A 19,957-nucleotide genomic window follows, 5' to 3' on the forward strand; every position below is an offset into this window, starting at 1 on the left:
TCCTCAAAAATAGCCGTCCGGCATTCCGAACGGCTATTTATTCTCTGACTTTTCATATGCTTCAATAATTTTTCCAACGAGGGGATGACGAACAACGTCACTTTGTTCCAAATGGATAAAAGCAATTCCTCTCACATTTTGTAAAATTTCTTCAGCAACAATTAATCCAGATTTTACGCCTCTTGGCAGATCAACTTGTGATTTATCGCCGGTAATGACCATTTTTGATCCGAACCCCAATCGAGTTAGAAACATTTTCATTTGCGCTTGAGTCGTATTTTGCGCTTCGTCTAGAATGACAAAAGCGTCTTCCAGCGTTCTTCCCCTCATATAGGCAAGCGGAGCGATTTCAATTGTTCCCCTTTCAATCAGCCGCAGGGTATGTTCAACACCCAATATATCATGCAGGGCATCATACAACGGGCGCAAATATGGATCAACTTTTTCTTTTAAATCTCCCGGCAAAAATCCAAGATTCTCGCCTGCTTCTACTGCAGGCCGAGTGAGAATAATCCTTTTCACATTGCCGCTTTTCAGTGCATTGACTGCCATCACAACTGCCAAATATGTTTTTCCGGTTCCGGCAGGACCAATCCCAAATACTAAATCATGCTTTCTTATGGCAGTAATATATTGACTTTGACCGAGTGTTTTCACCCGGATCGACTTTCCTTTTGCATTTTTCGTAATTTCTTCTTCATATAAATCTTCAAAATAATCAAGTGTTCCTCTTTGTCCCAATTGCAGAGCATACATCACATCTCTTTGACTAACGGTAATTCCTCTTCGAATAACGGTTACTAATTTTTCGAGAATCTCGCTAACCATTTCCACTTTTTCGGTATCACCCGAAACAAATACTGTTTCCCCGCGAGTTACAATTGAAACATCAAGCTCTTGTTCAATTATTTTCAGATTCATGTCGGAGTTCCCAAACAAAGCAATTGCTTCATTTGGATTTTGTAATTGGATATCGATTGTTTTCAACTCTTCTGCCATTCTCAATCTCCTTGGATAATTGGTTGTCCTTGTGCAATGTTTTCTATAATTTGAAAGTGGATTACTAAATTTACTTTACCATTCTCTATAGATTGGTGCAAAATTTTTTCGCCTTTAATGACTGCATCTTCAGGGAGACTGTTTTTAAGGTCGTTCCTCGCCGCAATCATTGCCATCCTAATTGCATCCTCATTTGAATAAATTCTAGTTACCTTTTCACTTTCTCGAATTGTTTCAGTTTCAATTGATAAAGGCAGTGTCCATTTTAAAAACCGAAACTTTTTTTCGCGCCGATCTTTTTCATACTCTGGATATTCCGGTTTTTTAAAGCCCCATACATGAAGTCGCAAGCTCCCTATTTTTAAATAGTATTTCCTATTCTCGTTTCCGTTAAATACTTGGAAAGTACTTTTAAGGGGTAGTTCTACCTCCGACTTGTACCATGTTTCTCCTAAAATTTCACCTTTAGCTGCAACGTTGACTGTTTGCCCTTCTTTTCCATACGTTCCGGAAACAAGCAGCTGTCCGGGCAGTACATGGTCATGGACTTTGACGATCGGAACTCCTTTTTCAACAAACATGTCCACAATAACAGCCTTTTTTTTCGCTACTAAATGTCTTGGACTTAAATATTCAGGTTTTTCCGGTTCATTTTTTTCTACAATTTGGAAATGAAAGGTTGTCCCTTTTAATTCCACGCCAACCCATGTAATCGCCTGAACCTTATTCGTTAATTCACGCTGGATTGATTCTACATCATCCAAAAGTAATTGAAGTTTGCCAACTTTTATTCCCATTTTGTTTAATTCTTTTCTGATTTGATGTTCTGTAGCAGGGCTTGCACCTTTTATTTCAATACCCCAAATTGTATTTGATAAATACAAGATGAGGGTAAAAAACATGATGATACCGATGATAAATCCGCTGTTTTTCCATAGTCGCTTCAATAAGAAGGGAAGTCCGCCGCCATGTAAAAATTCAATCTTGCATTCGCTTTTTCTTGCCGCAACCCGCAATTTGTTCACATCAGGGAGCCGCATTTTAAATGTAAGCGCGGCAGTTCCATGTCTTTTTACATTCCAAATCAATATTCCACTTTTTGTTAAATGATTGATGAATCTTTCAATTCCTATGCCTGTTGCCTTTACTGTTATGATTCCGAAATAAAACATCATCCAATGGTTCTTCATCTTCTTCCCCCTGAATTATTCATTGATATATATAACTTGGTCTATTTTTCCTTCCAACAAAATTTCTTCCGGGAAGATCGTTTTTATGACAAAATCATTTCCTTTTATAAGAAGTTGTCCCTGCTTTAACAACAGGCGAAGCTCTTTATCTGAAAAGGCCAATAGCCCCTGGTGGTTCTCAATATAGATATGAATTTGTCCGATCATAGTTATTCGGGGTAAATCCATCATGACATCTTGAGGTAGATCCATTTTTTTCGTCATCCAATTTCTAATTGTCTGGCCCCATTTTTTTGCCATAAAAAAGAACCCCCTTTCATCTCATATGTATGAAATAAAAGGAAGTTCTAGCACATTAAAATGATTGGTTATCTTCTTTTATAGTTATAAGGTCTTTTGGAGCGTGGAGGCCCTAAAATTTCCGACAAAATAATTCCATTCAGAAGATTTGACTCTTCTGTAGAAAGTAATTGATTCACATGATCTTGGCCGGCATTACTGAAACTCAAGTGACTATTTTCAACTGAATTTCGGATTTTCTTTGCCTTCTGTTCAATCACAGATTGCTGTTTTTTTAAAGCAATAATCTGTTCTTCTGCTTTTTTCTTGTGATCAGCATATTTTGCTTCAATTTCATCTGAAAGGTCTTTTCGCTCCCGCTTTCTCTTTTCGCTTTCCGGTCTATTATTTTCTTTTTGGATTGTTGCATCTTGTTTCCTCGGGTAAGGCAAATCACCTGCAGTAAATGGTTTTGCAGGACTCTGTTTCTTTTGGTCTCCGCTTTGATTTTTAAACTGGCTATAAATGCTTGAAATGATGCCAATAACAATGGCAATAATAATGGTTTCCATTAGAGGCTCTCAACCTCCCTTCCCGAAGGTTGGTTATTTCTCTTAATCATTTTTGTTGCTGTCCTTTTTATCGCCAGTTATTTTTCCAATTGAATTTCTCATTTCTGTGTCGGCTGATATATTCTGAATATTCATATAATCCATAACACCGATATTCCCTTGACGCAGTGCTTCTGCCATGGCAAGAGGAACGGTGGCTTCTGCTTCTACAACTTTTGCTCTCATTTCCTGAACGCGGGCTTTCATTTCTTGTTCCTGAGCAACTGCCATCGCCCTTCGCTCTTCTGCTTTTGCTTGGGCAATTTTTTTATCAGCTTCCGCCTGATCCGTCTGCAGCATTGCCCCGATATTTTTCCCGATATCCACATCAGCGATATCAATTGAAAGAATTTCAAAAGCAGTGCCCGCATCAAGTCCTTTTGTAAGAACGGTTTGCGATATCATATCGGGATTTTCCAGCACTTTTTTATGGTTATCAGATGAACCGATCGTGGAAACGATGCCTTCCCCAACACGGGCGATGACCGTTTCTTCTCCGGCACCCCCGACCAATCGATCAATATTCGCTCTAACAGTAATTCTTGCTTTCGCCTTTACTTCAATTCCATCCATAGCTACCCCGGCAATAAAAGGAGTTTCAATCACTTTTGGATTAACACTCATTTGCACAGCCTCGAGCACATCGCGGCCAGCCAAATCAATCGCTGCTGCTCTTTCAAAGGATAAATCGATGTTGGCCCGCTGGGCGGCAATTAATGCATTTACGACCCTGTCGACATTACCCCCTGCCAGGTAGTGGCTTTCAAGTTGGTTTGTGGTTACATTCAAACCGGCTTTATGGGCTTTAATTAACGGATTTATTACCCTGCTTGGGATTACACGGCGAAGCCTCATCCCAATTAGCGTAAAAATACCGACACGGACTCCGGCAGCCAGCGCGGAAATCCACAGCATAACCGGAACAAATGTTAACAGAACGGCAAGTAAAATGATTCCAAGTGCAACGAAAACTAGTATCATCGCAGTTGCTGCATCAATCATTGGAAATCCTCCTTATTAACCATCATTTTTTGAGTCAGAAATTTCCCTGACAACGATTCTCGGACCTTCTGCTTTAACGACTCTTACTCTTGCATTTTTTTGAATAAAACTGCCCTCGGTGACAACATCGATCCGTTCATCATTAATCACAATCGTTCCGGATGGGCGCAGGGCTGTTAACGCATAACCTTCAAGGCCAACCAGTTCCGTACGGCTTTTATTAGAGACATAGCCTTTTTCCGTACTGGTTGAATCTGTTAAGATAATCCTCTTAAATAGTCTCATTTTTTTACCAAACACCTTTACCAATAAAATAGATGCAAGGATCGATACGCCAATTGCAATCAACAATGATATTCCCATATGAACGACATTCTCAGCAGACAAAAACAGACTGGCGATAATTGAAGCAAATCCAAGTATGCCGGCAATTCCTCCGGCAATAAAAAATTCCAATAAAATGAGGCCGATTCCGATTACGAATAATATGATCGTTTCATATCCCGCTAAGCCGGCTACTAAATGGCCGTAGAAAAACAGCAGCAACGCCGATAAGCCCATAAATCCAGGAATGCCAAATCCCGGAGAATATAGTTCCACAACGAGTCCAAGGCTTCCGATTGTTAATAAAATAGGAATGACAATCGGGTGGGTAATAAATCGGGCAACTTTCTCAGCAAAGCTTTCATCAATTGTCCGAATATCTGCTTGAGAAAGCCCGAGCTTTTTAATCAATTCATCCAAATCTTTGACAATTCCTTCAGCATATCCCGCTTCGATTGCCTGGTCAGATGTAAGTGTCAACAAATCATCCTTTCCGTCTCCGTACTTAGGCAATTCAACTTTTTCATCAGCCATTGCAAGGGCATAAATGGGATCCCGGCCATTTTTTTTCGCAGCACTCTGCATTGCGGCAAACCAGTAAGATTCCGCTTTTTTTCCGGCCGCATTCCCATTTTGGTCGATAACTGCCGCGGAACCGATTGTTGCACCCGGTACCATGTAAATTTCATCCGCATTCAGCGAGATGTAAGCTCCGGCAGATAACGCTTTGTTGTTAATAAAGGCTATTGTTTTTATTTTTGAAGAAGACAGCAATTTTCCTATTTCAGCCGCCGCATCAACAGCACCACCGGGAGTATTCACTTCAAAGATCACAGCACTTGCTCCTGCCTCTTCTGCCTCAGAAACGGATCTTTTCAAAAAAGCATACAACCCTTTTTCTACCGTTTCCTCAATTGGTACGACAAAGACTGTTTTATTCTTTGCAAACCCGTTGAACGGGACCAGCATTAGTAATAATCCGGCTGCAAACAAAAGGACGGCAAGGGTTCGAACCTTTTTCACTTTTTCGCCTCCTTTCCATATATATCTATTGTATGTAATCCTATTTACGATTTATTTTAAGAAAAGTTCCAATATAAATAAAAATTATGGTTGAATGATCGAGTATTAAGCATAAAAAAAGACGCAAGCAAATGCTTGCGACGAGTGCTCTTACTTTATGAAAGGTGTTTTTGTACAAGTTTATTGACAAGTGAACCATCTGCTTTGCCTTTTACTTTAGGCATAATTGCAGCCATCACTTTCCCCATATCTGCTTTTGATGTGGCACCTGTTTCAGAGATTGTTTGTTTAACGATCTCTGAAAGTTCCTCTTCAGAAAGCTGCTTTGGCATATATACTTCTACAAACCGTAGTTCAGTACGTATTTTCTCAACGAGGTCTTCACGACCGGCTTTTTCGAATTCCTGGAGGGAGTCCTTGCGTTGTTTTACTTCGCGAGAAAGAACGGTTAACTCTTCTTCTTCGGATAATTCTTTTTTCCCAAGCTTTATTGTTTCATTTTGCAATGAGGCTTTAATCATCCGAATAACAGAGAGTTTGTCTTTTTCCTTGCTTTTCATCGCTTGTTTCATATCTTCATTTAAACGCTCGAGAAGACTCATTAAATACACCCTCTCTTACCACTTACGTTTTCTTGCAGCTTCAGACTTTTTCTTGCGTCTAACGCTAGGCTTTTCGTAGAATTCGCGCTTTCTGGCTTCTTGTAAAGTACCGGTTTTTGATACAGTACGTTTGAAGCGACGAAGAGCATCTTCGAGCGATTCGTTTTTACGAACGATTGTTTTAGACATTCTCTTTCCCTCCCTCCGAACACAACACACTAACATGCTACATGTAAAACCATGTACCATGCCATTATAATATAATGATGAAACAAGGTCAACTGTCATTCGCCCCGTTTATAAAAATCTTCGGATATTTCTATATAGAAAATTTAGCAGGAAAGTTAAAAAAGACGCTGACCCATAAGTTGCACTAGTACCTGTCAAGTAGACACGTATAAAAGAGTGACCCCTTACGCGGTACGAGTTCTGTATTCCACCGGACTCATACCGTATTTTGTTTGAATCCGTTTTTCGTTATAATAGTTTATGTAGTCAACAATGGCTTGTCGCACTTCTTCAACGGTTTGTGGCGAACTAAAACATGGCATCTCACATTTGAGATGCCCGAAGAAGTTCTCAATACACGCATTGTCCCAGCAGTTGCCCCTGCGAGACATGGATTGTGTAAGTCCCATATTGGCTACCATTCTGATGTATGTAGGATTTGTGAAATGGAAGCCTTGATCACTATGGAGGATGGCTCCTTTCGCAAATCCTTTTTCTTTTAGTTGGTGCAGTGTTTGAAGCACAAGCCTCATATCTTGGGTGGTGCTCATATTGTAGGCGACGATTTCATTGTTGTATAAATCTTTCACCGCACATACATACATCCAGCGTTTGAACGGCTTTTTGACTTCTACATACGTGATATCTATACAAAATTTCTCTCCTGGTTGATGAGCCTGAAAATCTCGATTCAAGAGATTAGGAATATCAGCATGTGGCTGCTTTCTTTTCTTAAACTTCTTTTGGCGAATTTTACACACAAGCCCATATTTGCGCATGATTCGTGAAATACACTTGTGATTAACAATTAACCCATAGCGCTTTAGTAAGGCCGCTTTGATTCGCTTTTTGCCGTAAGTTCCTCTTGATTCCACAAAAATTTCAGCTATTAAATGATACAGCTCTTCATCTCTAATATCTCGGATTCGATGGTCTCGTTCCTTTTTCCACTTGTAGAAGCCTGAACGTGAAACATTGGTAACCTGGAGAAGAAGAGTTACAGGAAATTGATCTTCATAAGTAGCGATAAATTCAAATTGTTCCTGTTTCGTTAACACCCCCTTTTCTGTTCTAAGAGCTTTTTTAAGTATAAATTCTCGGCTTTTAATAATTGATTTTCCTCTTCTAATGTGAGAGAAGTTTTACGTGGTCGACCTTTGCCCATTCCTTTTTTGGCTCCGCGCTTATCTCTTAATCCCTCCTCCCCCAATCTTTCGTACTTATTCACCCATTCATTAATCAATCTTTTATTCTTCACTTTCAACATTTCTGCAATTTCTGTACGTGAATATCCAGAATAATATAGTTGAATTGCTTGCATTTTTAATTCAAAGGAATAGGTAAAACACTGATTACGAAATTTTGGTTCCATAAAAAATACCTCCAAAGTAGACATAATGTGATTCTAACACTCCCATTTTAGGGTCATGTTTTTTTCTGTGTCTACTTTAGAGGTACTATATCAAGTGCCCGGCACCCGTCTGCAGTTACTAAATATTATTGATCACGTTTTTTAGCAACTAAGTGTGCCCGGCTATTAGTTACAGGTCAGCCTTTTCCAAGCAAATATATATTGTTTGTGCTTTTACTTTTAATAATCAGATTCGCTTGTTAATCCTTTTACAATTGATACTCCAGAACTTGCACCGATTCGAGAAGCTCCTGCTTCAATCATGTTTTTTGCATCTTCCGCGCTTCTTACTCCTCCAGAAGCTTTCACACCGATATCCGGTCCAACTGTCTTACGCATAAGTTTGACATCTTCAACGGTTGCACCGCCGGTTGAAAAGCCTGTTGAAGTTTTCACATAGTCTGCACCCGCTTTTACCGCAAGCTCACATGCACGTACTTTTTCTTCATCGGTTAACAGGCAGGCTTCAATGATTACTTTAGTCAGAGCTTTCCCTTTTACTGCATCAACAACGGCACGAATCTCTTTTTCAACATAATCGTTATCGCCGCCTTTTAAAGCTCCGATATTAAGAACCATATCTACTTCCGCTGCTCCGTTTTCAACCGCATTTTTTGCTTCAAATACTTTTGTTTCCAGCGTCGTTGCTCCGAGAGGGAAACCTATGACTGTAACAACATTAACACCGGTGCCATTCAATTGTTCACTGGCAAATTTCACCCAGCCGGGATTTACGCAAACAGAAGCAAATTTATATTCTTTTGCTTCTTCACAAAGTTTTCTTATTTGTTCTTTTGTTGCATCAGCTTTTAATAATGTATGGTCAATCATTCCAGCAATGTCCATATTCAAAAGTAGTTCTCCTTTCAAAACAATGAGTTGTACGTACCTCTATAATCATACCACTATGGATTCTAAAATCAACAATGGACTACAAAATATATTTATTCCCATTTTGCTTATACGAATTCGATAAAAGGAAAAGGAATTGCGTAATACAATTCCTTTTTTAAATCACAGCCTTTTCTTGTTCATGAACCTCATCGAGGACTTTTACAAATTGACCTTCATTATACGGATATCCTGCTTTTGTAATCTTTACTTTTACAATCTTTCCAACCATATCTTCTGAAGCAGGGAAAACAACTTTTAAATAGTTATCTGTATATCCTTCGTAAAGTCCGCTTTCAGGTGCCCCTTTATAACGCTCTTCCGGAATAACTTCGAGAACTTGGCCTTCAAATTGAGAAGCGTATTCTTTGGCAAGTTGATCAGAAAGAGCAATTAGTCGGTGGACACGTTCATTTTTGACCTCTTCATCAATTTGGTTCTCCATTCTTGCAGCAGGCGTACCTGTTCGTTTCGAATATGGAAAAACGTGAAGCTCGGAGAATTTATGTTCTTTTACAAAATTGAAAGTTTCCATAAATTCTTCTTCCGTTTCACCCGGGAAGCCAACAATTACGTCAGATGTAACGGCTAATCCGGGTAGAGCTTCCTTGAGGCGGTTTAGCCGCTCAGCAAAAAACTCCATTGTATATTTTCTGCGCATTCTTTTTAATACTGTATTTGATCCTGATTGCAGAGGTATATGCAAATGTCTGACAATTACTTTGGACTTGTCCAATACTTCAATCACTTCATCGGTAATCTGGCTGGCTTCGATGGATGAAATACGAAGGCGTTTTAAGCCTTTTACTTGGGCTTCTAAATCTCTTAATAACATGGCAAGATTATAATCCTTCATATCTTCTCCGTATCCGCCTGTATGAATGCCTGTTAAAACAATTTCTTTATAGCCGGCATCCACAAGCTGCTGGGCTTGGCGGATCACCTCCTTAGGATCGCGGGATCTCATCAGTCCGCGGGCCCAAGGAATAATGCAGAATGTACAGAAGTTGTTACATCCTTCTTGAATCTTTAATGAAGCACGAGTCCTGTCAGTAAATGCAGGTACATCAAGTTCTTCGTAAACACGGTTTTTCATAATATTGCCTACAGCATTGATTGGCTGACGCTCTTTTTTATACTGCTCAATATAATCAAGCATTTTCACGCGGTCTTGTGTACCGACGACAATATCAACACCCGGAATTGCCAGAATTTCAGCCGGTGAAGTTTGCGCATAGCAGCCTGTAACGCAAATAACAGCATCCGGATTTTTTCTAATCGCACGGCGAATTACTTGCCGGCTTTTTTTGTCACCTGTATTCGTAACAGTACATGTATTAATCACATAGACATCTGCTATTGCTTCAAAATCAACTCGTTTATAGCCTTGCTGCTTAAACAGCTGCCAGATGGCTTCCGTTTCGTAATGGTTTACTTTACATCCTAATGTATGAAACGCCACTGTTGACATAGTTGTGGTCACCCCAATAGTTCAAAATGATAAGAAACGGCTGATAATGCGTATAATGGCGCCGTTTCTGTCCGCAATATTCTTGGCCCTAGCCCGCAGCTTTCAAATCCGTTCTCCTTCAAAAGAAGGACCTCTTCCTCTGACAAACCGCCTTCCGGGCCAAAAACAAAAAGAATTGATTGCCCTCTTTCCATTTTATTCAATGTTTTCGAAAGAACCGAAGATTCTCTTTGTTTCGCATCTTCCTCAAAAGCAACTAATTTTTTGTCATAATTCTTGCTTAATTTTATCAATTCAGTTAGCGAAACAGGACTTAAAACTTCCGGAAGCTTATGCCGATGGGATTGCTCGGAAGCTTCTTTCGCAATTTTTTTCCATCTTTCGACTTTCCTGGAAGCTTTCTTATCATCCCATTTTACAACCGAACGGGTTGCAGTAAAGGGGATAAACTCCCATGCTCCGAGTTCTGTGCCTTTTTGGATAATCCATTCGAGTTTATCCCCTTTAGGCAATCCGCTCGCGATTGCAACTCGGACGGGCAACTCAGATGTTCCATCAATCCATTGTACAACGTTTGCAATCACTTGTTCATCGGTAATTTTTGCAATTTCGCAAACCGCACTGATTCCATCAGGATCGACACAAACTATGCTGTCGCCTTCTTTCATTCTCATAACCCGTGCAATATGATGAAGGTCGTCCCCTGTAATCGAAAAGCGGTTTTCGATTGCCGGATGACTAACAAAGTATCTTTGCAAACGATGCACCTTCCTTCATTAAATATTTTTCTATTCATGTCATAATCATAATTGAAAAATAGATATCTCCCGAAAGTTTCACACTCTTAAGATATCATTTCTTTCTGGCAATAATTGCAACCCAATCTTCCATCTGAATCGTTTCTTCAATTTCAAAACCGGATTCGATGATCGCATCTTTAACATCTTGCTTTTTTTGCTGAATAATTCCTGATGTTATAAAATAACCGCCTTTTTTAACAATCCTCGCTGCGTCATTTGTAAATCGAAGAATAACCTCTGCTAAAATGTTGGCTACGACAACATCTGCCGGATCTTCAATTCCATCCAACAAGTTATTTTGGAAAACTGATACGATATGCTGGACCTTATTTAATTTCACATTCAAGCGCGCGGCACTTACTGCAACATCGTCTAGATCAAGCGCTTGAACATGTTCTGCCCCAAGCAGTGCAGCCGCGATTCCGAGCACCCCTGAACCGGTGCCGACATCAATGACGCGGTCCCCAGTTTTAACCGTACGCTCAAGGGCTTGAATGCACATAACAGTAGTTGGATGCGTGCCTGTTCCAAACGCCATTCCCGGATCCAATTCTATAATAAGTTCATCGCTGTGCACCGGAGTATAATTTTCCCATGTTGGAACAATCGTAAATTTTTCTGATATTTTAACGGGATTATAATACTTTTTCCAAGCGGTCGCCCATTCTTCTTCATTTATTTCACTGATGGTAATTTTATTTAAGCCGATGTCGATGTTGTATAAAATAAGATTATTGATCGCTTCTTTTATTTCATCAACCGTTTCTCCTAAAAAGCTGTTAACCGGCAGGTATGCTTTCACAATTACGCCTTCATCAGGATAATCATCCGGATTGAGCTGGTAGATTTCACCGAATCGGTCTTCTCTTTCTTTTATCAAATCATTCGGATCTTCGATCACTACACCGCTTGCTCCTGCTTCATGCAAAATATTCGCAATTGGTTCAATTGCCTCATTGGTCGTATGAATACTAATTTCTGACCATTTCACGATCTGCCAACTCCATTTCCTTAATCACCTTTAAAGGCTCGTTTTACCTTCGAAAAGAAATTTTTTTCATGTTCTCCCTGAGGAACTTGACCGCTTATTTCAGCAAATTCTTGGAGCAGCTGCTTTTGTTTCTCTGTTAGTTTTGTAGGGGTGATAATCCGAACGTTAACAAACTGGTCACCTATGCCATAACCCCTGACATTTGGCACTCCCTTGCCTCGCAGTCTGAATCTTGTACCTGTTTGGGTACCTGCAGGAATTTTCTGCTTAACCTTTCCGTGCAAAGTAGGAACTTCAATCTCATCGCCTAATGCCGCTTGGACGAAAGTGATCGGCATTTCACAATAAATGTCATCTCCGTCACGTTTGAAAAATTCGTGGGGTCTGACATGAGCCACTATATATAAGTCCCCTGGAGGACCGCCATTAATACCCGGTTCTCCTTCGCCTGCCACTCTTACCTGCTGGCCGTCATCAATGCCTGCCGGAATTTTCACAGAAATCTTACGGCGTATCTTAACCTTTCCAGTTCCGCCGCATGTTGAACACTTTTCTTTAATTTCCTTACCTGTACCGCTGCAATAATGGCAAACCCGTCGATTGACAATTTTACCAAAAGGTGTATTTTGCTCAGTACTTAACTGGCCTGTGCCTTGGCAATGTTTGCAAACTTCGGGTTTTGTTCCTCGTTTTGCCCCAGAACCGTTACATGTGTCGCAAGTTTCCTCACGAGGAATTTCAATAGTGGTCTCTTTTCCAAAAACAGCTTCTTCAAAGTCAAGGGTCATCGTATATTGCAAGTCTGCACCCTGTCTAGGCGCATTCGGATTTCTCCGTCTTGATCCCCCTCCAAAAAAAGCGTTGAAAATATCTTCAAAGCCTCCAAAGCCGCCGAAATCAGACCCGCCAAATCCATCAAAGCCTCCAAAGCCTTGGTTCGGATCGGCATGGCCGAACCGGTCATATTGGGCGCGTTTTTGATCATCACTTAAAACTTCATAGGCTTCCTTTATTTCCTTGAACTTTTCATCGGCATCCGGCTCTTTGTTTATATCAGGATGATACTTTTTGGATAGTTTTCGGTACGCTTTTTTTATTTCGTCCTTAGTTGCATTTTTGCTCACTCCTAGGACTTCATAGTAATCCCTTTTACTCATGATTACCACTCCCCGATCCTTTCACATAAAGGTAATTGTAACACTTCTTAACAAAAAGGTGCAACTAGAAGCTTATACAAAGAAAAAGCCAAAGCCAAGAAGGACCTGACTTTGACCTTTTCAAAGAAGTATAGGAAAAAGAGGGTACATTTTATTTGTCGTCTTTTACCTCTTCAAACTCGGCATCTACGACATTGTCATCTTTTTTCGTTCCATCTTGCCCTTGAGCATTTTGCGCCGCTTGAGCTTGTTTCGCTGCTTCTTCATAAAGCTTGACTGTTAAATTTTGTACAATTTCTTGCAGAGCATCCTTTTTAGCGCGGATTTCATCGAGATCGTTTTTCTCGATCGCTTGTTTTAATGCATCCTTCGCTTCGTTAGCTTTTGTAACTTCTGCTTCATCCACTTTGCCCTCAAGATCCTTTAATGTTTTTTCAGTTGTAAATACTAACTGATCAGCTTCATTCCGAAGTTCCGCTTCTTCTTTCCGTTTTCTGTCTGCTTCAGCATTCTCCTCTGCTTCTTTTATCATCCGCTGAATTTCCTCGTCAGATAAGCCGGTAGACGATTTGATTGTAATCGCCTGTTCTTTATTTGTGCCCAGGTCTTTTGCACGGACATTTACAATACCGTTCTTATCAATGTCAAAAGTTACTTCAATTTGCGGAACCCCACGAGGTGCCGGAGGAATGTCTGTTAATTGGAAGCGGCCCAATGTTTTGTTGTCGGCAGCCATTGGACGCTCGCCTTGAAGCACGTGAATATCAACAGCTGTTTGGTTATCCGCCGCAGTTGAGAAAATTTGCGATTTTGATGTCGGAATCGTCGTATTTCGTTCAATCAATTTCGTAAATACGCCGCCCATTGTTTCAATTCCAAGGGAAAGCGGAGTTACATCAAGCAATACAACGTCTTTTACATCACCGGAAATGACGCCGCCCTGAACCGCAGCTCCCATTGCTACAACTTCATCAGGGTTAACACCTCTATGAGGTTCTTTTCCGATTTCCTTTTTGATGGCTTCCTGTACAGCCGGTATACGCGTAGAACCGCCGACAAGAATGACTTTGTCGATGTCGGCCGGAGTAAGTCCAGCATCTTTTAATGCCTGACGAGTTGGTCCCATTGTTCTCTCAACAAGGTGGGCGGAAAGCTCTTCAAATTTAGCTCTTGTCAACGTAACTTCCAAGTGAAGCGGTCCAGATTCTCCTGCAGTAATAAACGGCAGTGAAATTTGCGTTGTTGTCACGCCGGACAAGTCTTTTTTCGCTTTTTCAGCTGCATCTTTCAAGCGCTGCAATGCCATTTTGTCTTTCGAAAGGTCAATTCCATTTTCTTTCTTAAACTCGTCGACAAGATAATCAATGATCACTTGGTCAAAGTCGTCGCCACCCAGGCGATTGTCACCTGCAGTCGCTTTAACTTCGAATACACCGTCACCTAATTCAAGAATCGACACGTCGAATGTTCCGCCGCCAAGGTCATAGACAAGAATGGTTTGATCTTCTTCCATTTTATCAAGACCATAAGCTAATGCTGCTGCAGTCGGTTCGTTTATTATTCGCTCTACTTCAAGTCCGGCAATCTTACCGGCATCTTTCGTTGCCTGGCGCTCTGCATCATTAAAGTATGCAGGAACGGTAATAACCGCTTTCGTCACCTTTTCGCCAAGGTAGTCTTCTGCATAAGATTTTAAGTGTTGAAGGATAATAGCAGATATTTCTTGTGGAGTATATTTCTTTCCTTCAATTTCCACTTTGTAATCGGTGCCCATGTGGCGCTTAATGGAAATAACCGTATTAGGGTTTGTAATCGCCTGGCGTTTTGCTACTTCCCCTACCAAGCGCTCGCCGTTTTTAAATGCGACAACAGAAGGAGTCGTACGGTTTCCTTCCGGGTTTGGAATCACTTTTGGTTCGCCGCCTTCTAAAACGGCAACACATGAGTTTGTCGTACCTAAGTCAATACCGATAATTTTGCTCATGTTCTTAACCTCCCGATATTCTATGTAGTACGCGCTTATTGATTGACTTTGACCATTGAAGGGCGAATCACGCGGTCTTTTAACATATAGCCCTTTTGAAATTCTTCGACAACAATATTGGAATCATAATTTTCGTCTTCCACCTGCATGACTGCATGATGCAAGTTCGGATCAAATTCTTTTCCCACAGCTTCAATCGGCTCGACACCTTCTTTTTTAAGGGCATCAAGCAAACTGCGGTATACCATCTCCATACCTTGCAACAATGATTTCGCTTGCTCATTATCTACTTCGAGCTTTAATCCTCTTTCAAAATTATCGATAACAGGCAGAAGATCGGTTACTAAGCTTTGTGCTCTATATTTTTGACTCGCCTCAAGATCCATTCTTGAACGGCGGCGGAAATTTTCAAAATCAGCTTGAAGACGCAGATAACGATTACTTGCTTCCTCTAATTTTGCCTCCAATTCAGCTATTTTTGCATTTGCTGCTTCGAGTTCATTTTCTTTGCTTTCATCCAGCGCTTCTTCAGCTTCGTTTTCTGCAAAAACAGGTTCAATTGTTTCTTCTGTTAAGCTTTCTTCAGCTGGATCATGATGATCAGTTGTTTGTTTCGTTTTCTCTTCGGCAATGTTTTTTTCTTCTGTCACATTGCTCACCTCCTTAAAAATATAAACATGAAACCAGGTGATAAAGAATGATTCAGGCTAAGCATTTTCACCTTATCATTCACTTACTATAAAAACACATGGAAAGGTAAGGGTGCGTGCGTATCCACAGCACCCTTACTCAATATTTCCAGCGTTAGTTACTTTGATACAGTCTTGTCAGAGCAGCTGACAAGTCTTTGCTGATTAAATCGAGCAAGCTGATTACCCGGGAATATTCCATTCTTGTCGGTCCAAGGATCGCGATTGTTCCAAGCTTTTCTTCCCCGACGGTATAAGTAGCAGAAATGAGGCTGCAATTTTTCATTGCAGAATACTTATTTTCCCTGCCGATTTTCACGCTTATTCCCATAGGATTTTTTGGGATCAGTTCATATATTCTGTCTTCCTCTTCAATTATTGCCAAGAGATCACGAATTTTATCAATATCATGAAACTCCGGTTGTCTCAACATGTTTGTCTTTCCGCCAAAAAACAGTTTTTCATTTGCCGGTACCTTGAGTGTGTCGGCAATCGTATGAAGCAAAAGATCGTAGCTCTTGATATGCTGTCGCAATAGCGAAGCTACTTCCTTGTAAATTTTTTCGTTTAAGTCGACAATCGGAACACCGATTAACCTTTCATTTAAAATATTGACCAGCTTTTCCAGTTCACTTGAGTCAATTGATGGGGGCAAGTGAAACATTCGGTCTTCAACGTGTCCGGTATCAGTCACGATAATTGCAATTGCCGTAGTCTTATTTAAAGGAACAATTTGAATTCTTTTCAGTTTATTATCTCTTACTGCCGGACCTAAAACGATGGCAGTATAATTCGTTAAATCTGATAAAATTTGTGCTGATTTTTGGACAATTATTTCAAGCTCGTAAATCCTCTCAGCAAAAATTGATTTAATCTTTTGCACTTCTTCTTGCCGCAATTTTTGCGGTGAAAGTAAATGGTCAACATAGTACCGGTAGCCCTTTTCTGACGGGATTCTTCCCGATGAGGTGTGGGTTTTTTCAATATAACCCAGCTCTTCAAGATCTGCCATTTCATTGCGGATCGTAGCCGAACTTAAAGAAATCTCTTCTTTTTTCGACAAACTTCTAGAGCCGACCGGTTGCGCAGATCGAATAAAATCATCAACAATCACTTGAAGAATTAAAAGTTGCCGATCTGTTAACAACTGACATCACCTCTGTTAGCACTCTTATTAAACGAGTGCTAATTCTAACTATTAAATTATCAAATGAAGGGGGATGATGTCAACGATTAGATTACGCCGATAAATGATTGAAATACTTCATTCCCGAGAAGCCTTCCATTTCTTGTTAAATGTATGTTATCGTCTGCCACTTTGATGAGACCTTTCGCTTCGAGTACCTTTATTTCTTCTTTGAATAAATTAAGAGGATCGCACCCATATTTTTCAATAAATTGTTGAATCGAGACTCCGGTTGTTTTTCTTAAACCAAGAAACATTTCTTCTTCAATTTTTTCTGTTTCCGTTAATGTATGGCTTTCCATAATCGGCAATTTTCCTTCTTCGATTCGTCCCATATATTTTTTCAATGGACCGAAATTGGAAATCCTCTTGCCGTTAATATACATGTGTGCCCCTGCACCAAACCCGTAATAATGCTCATTATTCCAGTAAGTAAGGTTATGCCTGCTCTCAAATCCGGGTTTTGCAAAGTTGCTTATTTCATATTGTTTAAATCCATGTTTATCCATCTCATCCATAAGCATTTCATACATGGCAGCTTCCATATCTTCACCGGGTAAGGGCAATCTTCCTTTTTTCATTAGATTGTAAAAAACCGTTTTCGGCTCGATGATTAAAGAATAGCCGGAATAATGAACGATATCTAATGAGAAAGCGGTCTTAAGCGTTTCTTTGAAATCATTGATTGTTTGTTCTGGCAAACTGAAAATTAAATCAACATTAATGTTTTCAAATCCTATCTGTTTTGCCAGCTCGACAGAATGAAAGACATCCTTTGCACGGTGAACCCTGCCGATTTTTCTTAACAGCTCGTCATTAAATGTTTGAACACCAAAACTCAACCGATTAACCCCGGCTTCTTTCAATATTTCTAATTTTTCTTTTGAAAGGTCTCCAGGATTTGCTTCAAAAGTAAACTCCGTATTCATATCGTATGAAAGATGCTCCTGAATCAATTCACAAAGCTTTCCTAATTGCACTTCGTTTAAGGCAGTTGGTGTCCCTCCGCCAACATAGATCGAATTCAAGTGTTGATTCGGGAACTGTTCCAGTGTTAGCGCCATTTCTTTTCCGAGCGCTTCGAGGTATTCATTCACCGGCTGCCCTTCTAAAAAGAATTTATTAAAATCGCAGTAATAACATATGTGCTCACAAAAAGGAATGTGAATATAAGCGGCTTTAATCAAAATCAACACAACCTTGTTTTAAAAATTATCATATAAAAAAGGCTAGAACTGCTTTGTTAAAGCCAACTCTAACCCGTTTCAATGATTGTTATTTTTTCGAATTGTTGTCATCCATTTTTAAAACTGCCATAAACGCTTCTTGCGGAACTTCAACAGATCCTACTTGCTTCATGCGCTTTTTCCCTTCTTTTTGTTTTTCAAGAAGCTTGCGTTTACGGGAAACATCGCCGCCATAAAGTTTGGCTAAAACGTTTTTGCGCAATGCCTTAATTGTAGAACGAGCGATAATTTTGTTTCCGATTGCGGCCTGAACCGGAACTTCAAATTGCTGGCGGGGGATCAGGTCTTTTAATTTTTCAACGATGACTTTTCCGCGATCATAAGCAAAATCCCTGTGAACGATAAAGCTTAAAGCATCGACCCTTTCCCCGTTCAATAAAATATCCATTTTTACAAGCTTGGACGGTTTATATCCGATTAACTCATAATCAAAGGAAGCATAGCCTTTTGTGCTTGATTTTAGTTGATCAAAGAAATCGTACACAATTTCAGCTAACGGAATTTCGTATACAATACTTACACGTGATTCATCCAAGTATTGCATATCAACAAAATTTCCGCGTTTTTGCTGGCAAAGCTCCATGATCGCTCCCACATAATCATTTGGAGCCATCATCGTAGCTTTTACATATGGCTCTTCGATATGGTCAATTTTTTGCGGATCAGGCATATTTGTTGGGTTGTCCACTTTGACTTCGGAGCCGTCAGTCATGATGACGTGGTAAATTACGCTAGGCGCAGTCGTAATTAAATCGATGTTAAACTCCCGTTCGATCCGCTCCTGAATAATTTCCATATGAAGAAGGCCAAGGAATCCGCAGCGGAATCCAAATCCTAAAGCCTGGGAAGTTTCAGGCTCGAACTGAAGGGCAGAGTCATTTAATTGCAGCTTTTCTAGTGCATCGCGCAAGTCATTGAATTTGGCACTGTCAATTGGATACATGCCGCAGTACACCATCGGATTTAATTTGCGGTAGCCCGGCAATGGCTCGGTAGCGCCATTTTTAGCATTTGTAATCGTATCCCCGACCCGTGTATCGCTAACATTTTTGATAGAAGCGGTTAAATACCCGACATCCCCGACAGATAATTCATCAACAGGAACAGCTTTCGGTGTAAAGACGCCTACCTCTGTTACCTCAAATTCTTTTCCGGTAGCCATCATTTTAATTTTATCTCCGACTTTTACCGTACCATCAACGACGCGGATATACGTAATAACTCCGCGGTAGGCGTCATACAGTGAATCAAAAATTAGAGCTTTTAAAGGTGCATCAGGGTCTCCCTCAGGGGCAGGAATTTTTTCAACGATTTGTTCTAAAATCTCTTCAATCCCGATTCCGGCTTTAGCACTTGCCAAGACCGCTTTAGAAGCATCAAGCCCGATGACTTCTTCAATTTCGTTTCGAACTCTTTCCGGGTCTGCGCTCGGAAGATCGATTTTATTGATGACCGGCAGAATCTCCAGATCATTATCAAGGGCCAAATAAACATTTGCAAGCGTCTGGGCTTCGATCCCTTGTGCGGCATCGACAACAAGAATGGCTCCCTCACACGCCGCTAAACTTCGGGAAACTTCATAAGTAAAATCGACGTGCCCAGGTGTATCAATTAAGTGAAATGTATAGACTTCTCCGTCTTTTGCTTTATATTTCAGCTGAACGGAGTTTAATTTAATCGTAATTCCTCTTTCTCTTTCAAGATCCATTGAATCCAATAGCTGATCTTTCATTTCACGTTCGGTTAACGCATTTGTTTTCTCTAGGATGCGGTCAGCTAAAGTAGATTTCCCATGGTCGATATGAGCGATGATCGAAAAATTACGGATTTTGGATTGTCTTTTCAGCCTTTCTTCTCTGTTCATATCGTTCA

Annotated in this window: 20 protein-coding genes; all 20 read right to left on the bottom strand. The window is 40.3% G+C overall.

Annotation, left to right across the window (positions count from 1 at the left end; genetic code table 11):
* Window positions 1–33 precede the first annotated feature (33 nt).
* On the bottom strand, window positions 34–999 hold the full coding sequence (locus C0966_RS09880) for a PhoH family protein (RefSeq protein WP_274855262.1): 966 nt from the start codon (window positions 997–999) through the stop codon (window positions 34–36).
* A 2-nt stretch (window positions 1,000–1,001) separates the two neighbouring features.
* Entirely contained in the window at window positions 1,002–2,189 is a 1,188-nt protein-coding gene (yqfD, locus tag C0966_RS09885) for a sporulation protein YqfD (protein WP_274855263.1), read from the bottom strand.
* 15 nt (window positions 2,190–2,204) lie between these two features.
* A complete protein-coding gene (gene yqfC / locus C0966_RS09890) occupies window positions 2,205–2,489 on the bottom strand; it encodes a sporulation protein YqfC (RefSeq protein ID WP_274855264.1) in 285 nt (94 codons plus the stop codon).
* A gap of 68 nt (window positions 2,490–2,557) precedes the next feature.
* Window positions 2,558–3,040 carry a hypothetical protein gene (locus tag C0966_RS09895; protein ID WP_274855265.1) on the bottom strand — a complete coding sequence of 161 codons (483 nt, stop codon included), beginning with the start codon at window positions 3,038–3,040 and terminating at the stop codon, window positions 2,558–2,560.
* A gap of 42 nt (window positions 3,041–3,082) precedes the next feature.
* Window positions 3,083–4,078, bottom strand: a complete 996-nt coding sequence (gene floA / locus C0966_RS09900) for a flotillin-like protein FloA (protein ID WP_274855768.1) — start codon at window positions 4,076–4,078, stop codon at window positions 3,083–3,085.
* A gap of 18 nt (window positions 4,079–4,096) precedes the next feature.
* A complete protein-coding gene (locus C0966_RS09905; protein ID WP_274855266.1) occupies window positions 4,097–5,428 on the bottom strand; it encodes an NfeD family protein in 1,332 nt (443 codons plus the stop codon).
* 155 nt (window positions 5,429–5,583) lie between these two features.
* A complete protein-coding gene (locus C0966_RS09910) occupies window positions 5,584–6,030 on the bottom strand; it encodes a GatB/YqeY domain-containing protein (RefSeq protein ID WP_274855268.1) in 447 nt (148 codons plus the stop codon).
* A 15-nt stretch (window positions 6,031–6,045) separates the two neighbouring features.
* Window positions 6,046–6,219: a 30S ribosomal protein S21 gene (rpsU, locus tag C0966_RS09915; protein WP_004435817.1), complete on the bottom strand. Its 174-nt coding sequence runs from the start codon at window positions 6,217–6,219 to the stop codon at window positions 6,046–6,048.
* Between the two features lie 224 nt (window positions 6,220–6,443).
* Window positions 6,444–7,316: an IS3 family transposase gene (locus C0966_RS09920; RefSeq protein ID WP_274855270.1), complete on the bottom strand. Its 873-nt coding sequence runs from the start codon at window positions 7,314–7,316 to the stop codon at window positions 6,444–6,446.
* Complete coding sequence (locus C0966_RS09925) at window positions 7,310–7,630, bottom strand: helix-turn-helix domain-containing protein (protein WP_274855271.1); 321 nt, start codon at window positions 7,628–7,630, stop codon at window positions 7,310–7,312. The genes C0966_RS09920 and C0966_RS09925 overlap by 7 nt, the downstream gene beginning before the upstream one ends.
* 219 nt (window positions 7,631–7,849) lie before the next feature.
* On the bottom strand, window positions 7,850–8,515 hold the full coding sequence (deoC, locus tag C0966_RS09930) for a deoxyribose-phosphate aldolase (RefSeq protein WP_425535943.1): 666 nt from the start codon (window positions 8,513–8,515) through the stop codon (window positions 7,850–7,852).
* A 163-nt stretch (window positions 8,516–8,678) separates the two neighbouring features.
* The gene (gene mtaB, locus C0966_RS09935) at window positions 8,679–10,031 is read right to left on the bottom strand and encodes a tRNA (N(6)-L-threonylcarbamoyladenosine(37)-C(2))-methylthiotransferase MtaB (RefSeq protein ID WP_274855273.1); all 1,353 of its coding nucleotides are present in this window, start codon (window positions 10,029–10,031) and stop codon (window positions 8,679–8,681) included.
* Window positions 10,032–10,039: 8 nt separating this feature from the next.
* Window positions 10,040–10,789 (bottom strand): 16S rRNA (uracil(1498)-N(3))-methyltransferase, encoded by a 750-nt coding sequence (locus C0966_RS09940; RefSeq protein WP_274855274.1) that lies wholly within the window; start codon window positions 10,787–10,789, stop codon window positions 10,040–10,042.
* Between the two features lie 94 nt (window positions 10,790–10,883).
* Entirely contained in the window at window positions 10,884–11,822 is a 939-nt protein-coding gene (prmA, locus tag C0966_RS09945) for a 50S ribosomal protein L11 methyltransferase (protein ID WP_274855275.1), read from the bottom strand.
* A gap of 20 nt (window positions 11,823–11,842) precedes the next feature.
* Entirely contained in the window at window positions 11,843–12,979 is a 1,137-nt protein-coding gene (gene dnaJ / locus C0966_RS09950; RefSeq protein WP_274855276.1) for a molecular chaperone DnaJ, read from the bottom strand.
* A 151-nt stretch (window positions 12,980–13,130) separates the two neighbouring features.
* Window positions 13,131–14,963 carry a molecular chaperone DnaK gene (dnaK, locus tag C0966_RS09955; RefSeq protein ID WP_274855278.1) on the bottom strand — a complete coding sequence of 611 codons (1,833 nt, stop codon included), beginning with the start codon at window positions 14,961–14,963 and terminating at the stop codon, window positions 13,131–13,133.
* Between the two features lie 35 nt (window positions 14,964–14,998).
* Complete coding sequence (gene grpE, locus C0966_RS09960; protein WP_274855279.1) at window positions 14,999–15,613, bottom strand: nucleotide exchange factor GrpE; 615 nt, start codon at window positions 15,611–15,613, stop codon at window positions 14,999–15,001.
* Window positions 15,614–15,767: 154 nt separating this feature from the next.
* A complete protein-coding gene (hrcA, locus tag C0966_RS09965; protein ID WP_274855280.1) occupies window positions 15,768–16,799 on the bottom strand; it encodes a heat-inducible transcriptional repressor HrcA in 1,032 nt (343 codons plus the stop codon).
* Between the two features lie 86 nt (window positions 16,800–16,885).
* On the bottom strand, window positions 16,886–18,025 hold the full coding sequence (gene hemW, locus C0966_RS09970; RefSeq protein WP_274855281.1) for a radical SAM family heme chaperone HemW: 1,140 nt from the start codon (window positions 18,023–18,025) through the stop codon (window positions 16,886–16,888).
* Between the two features lie 88 nt (window positions 18,026–18,113).
* On the bottom strand, window positions 18,114–19,949 hold the full coding sequence (lepA, locus tag C0966_RS09975) for a translation elongation factor 4 (protein WP_274855282.1): 1,836 nt from the start codon (window positions 19,947–19,949) through the stop codon (window positions 18,114–18,116).
* Window positions 19,950–19,957 lie beyond the last annotated feature (8 nt).

The sequence above is a fragment of the Bacillus methanolicus genome (genome assembly GCF_028888695.1).
GTDB lineage: Bacteria > Bacillota > Bacilli > Bacillales > Cytobacillaceae > Bacillus_Z > Bacillus_Z methanolicus_B.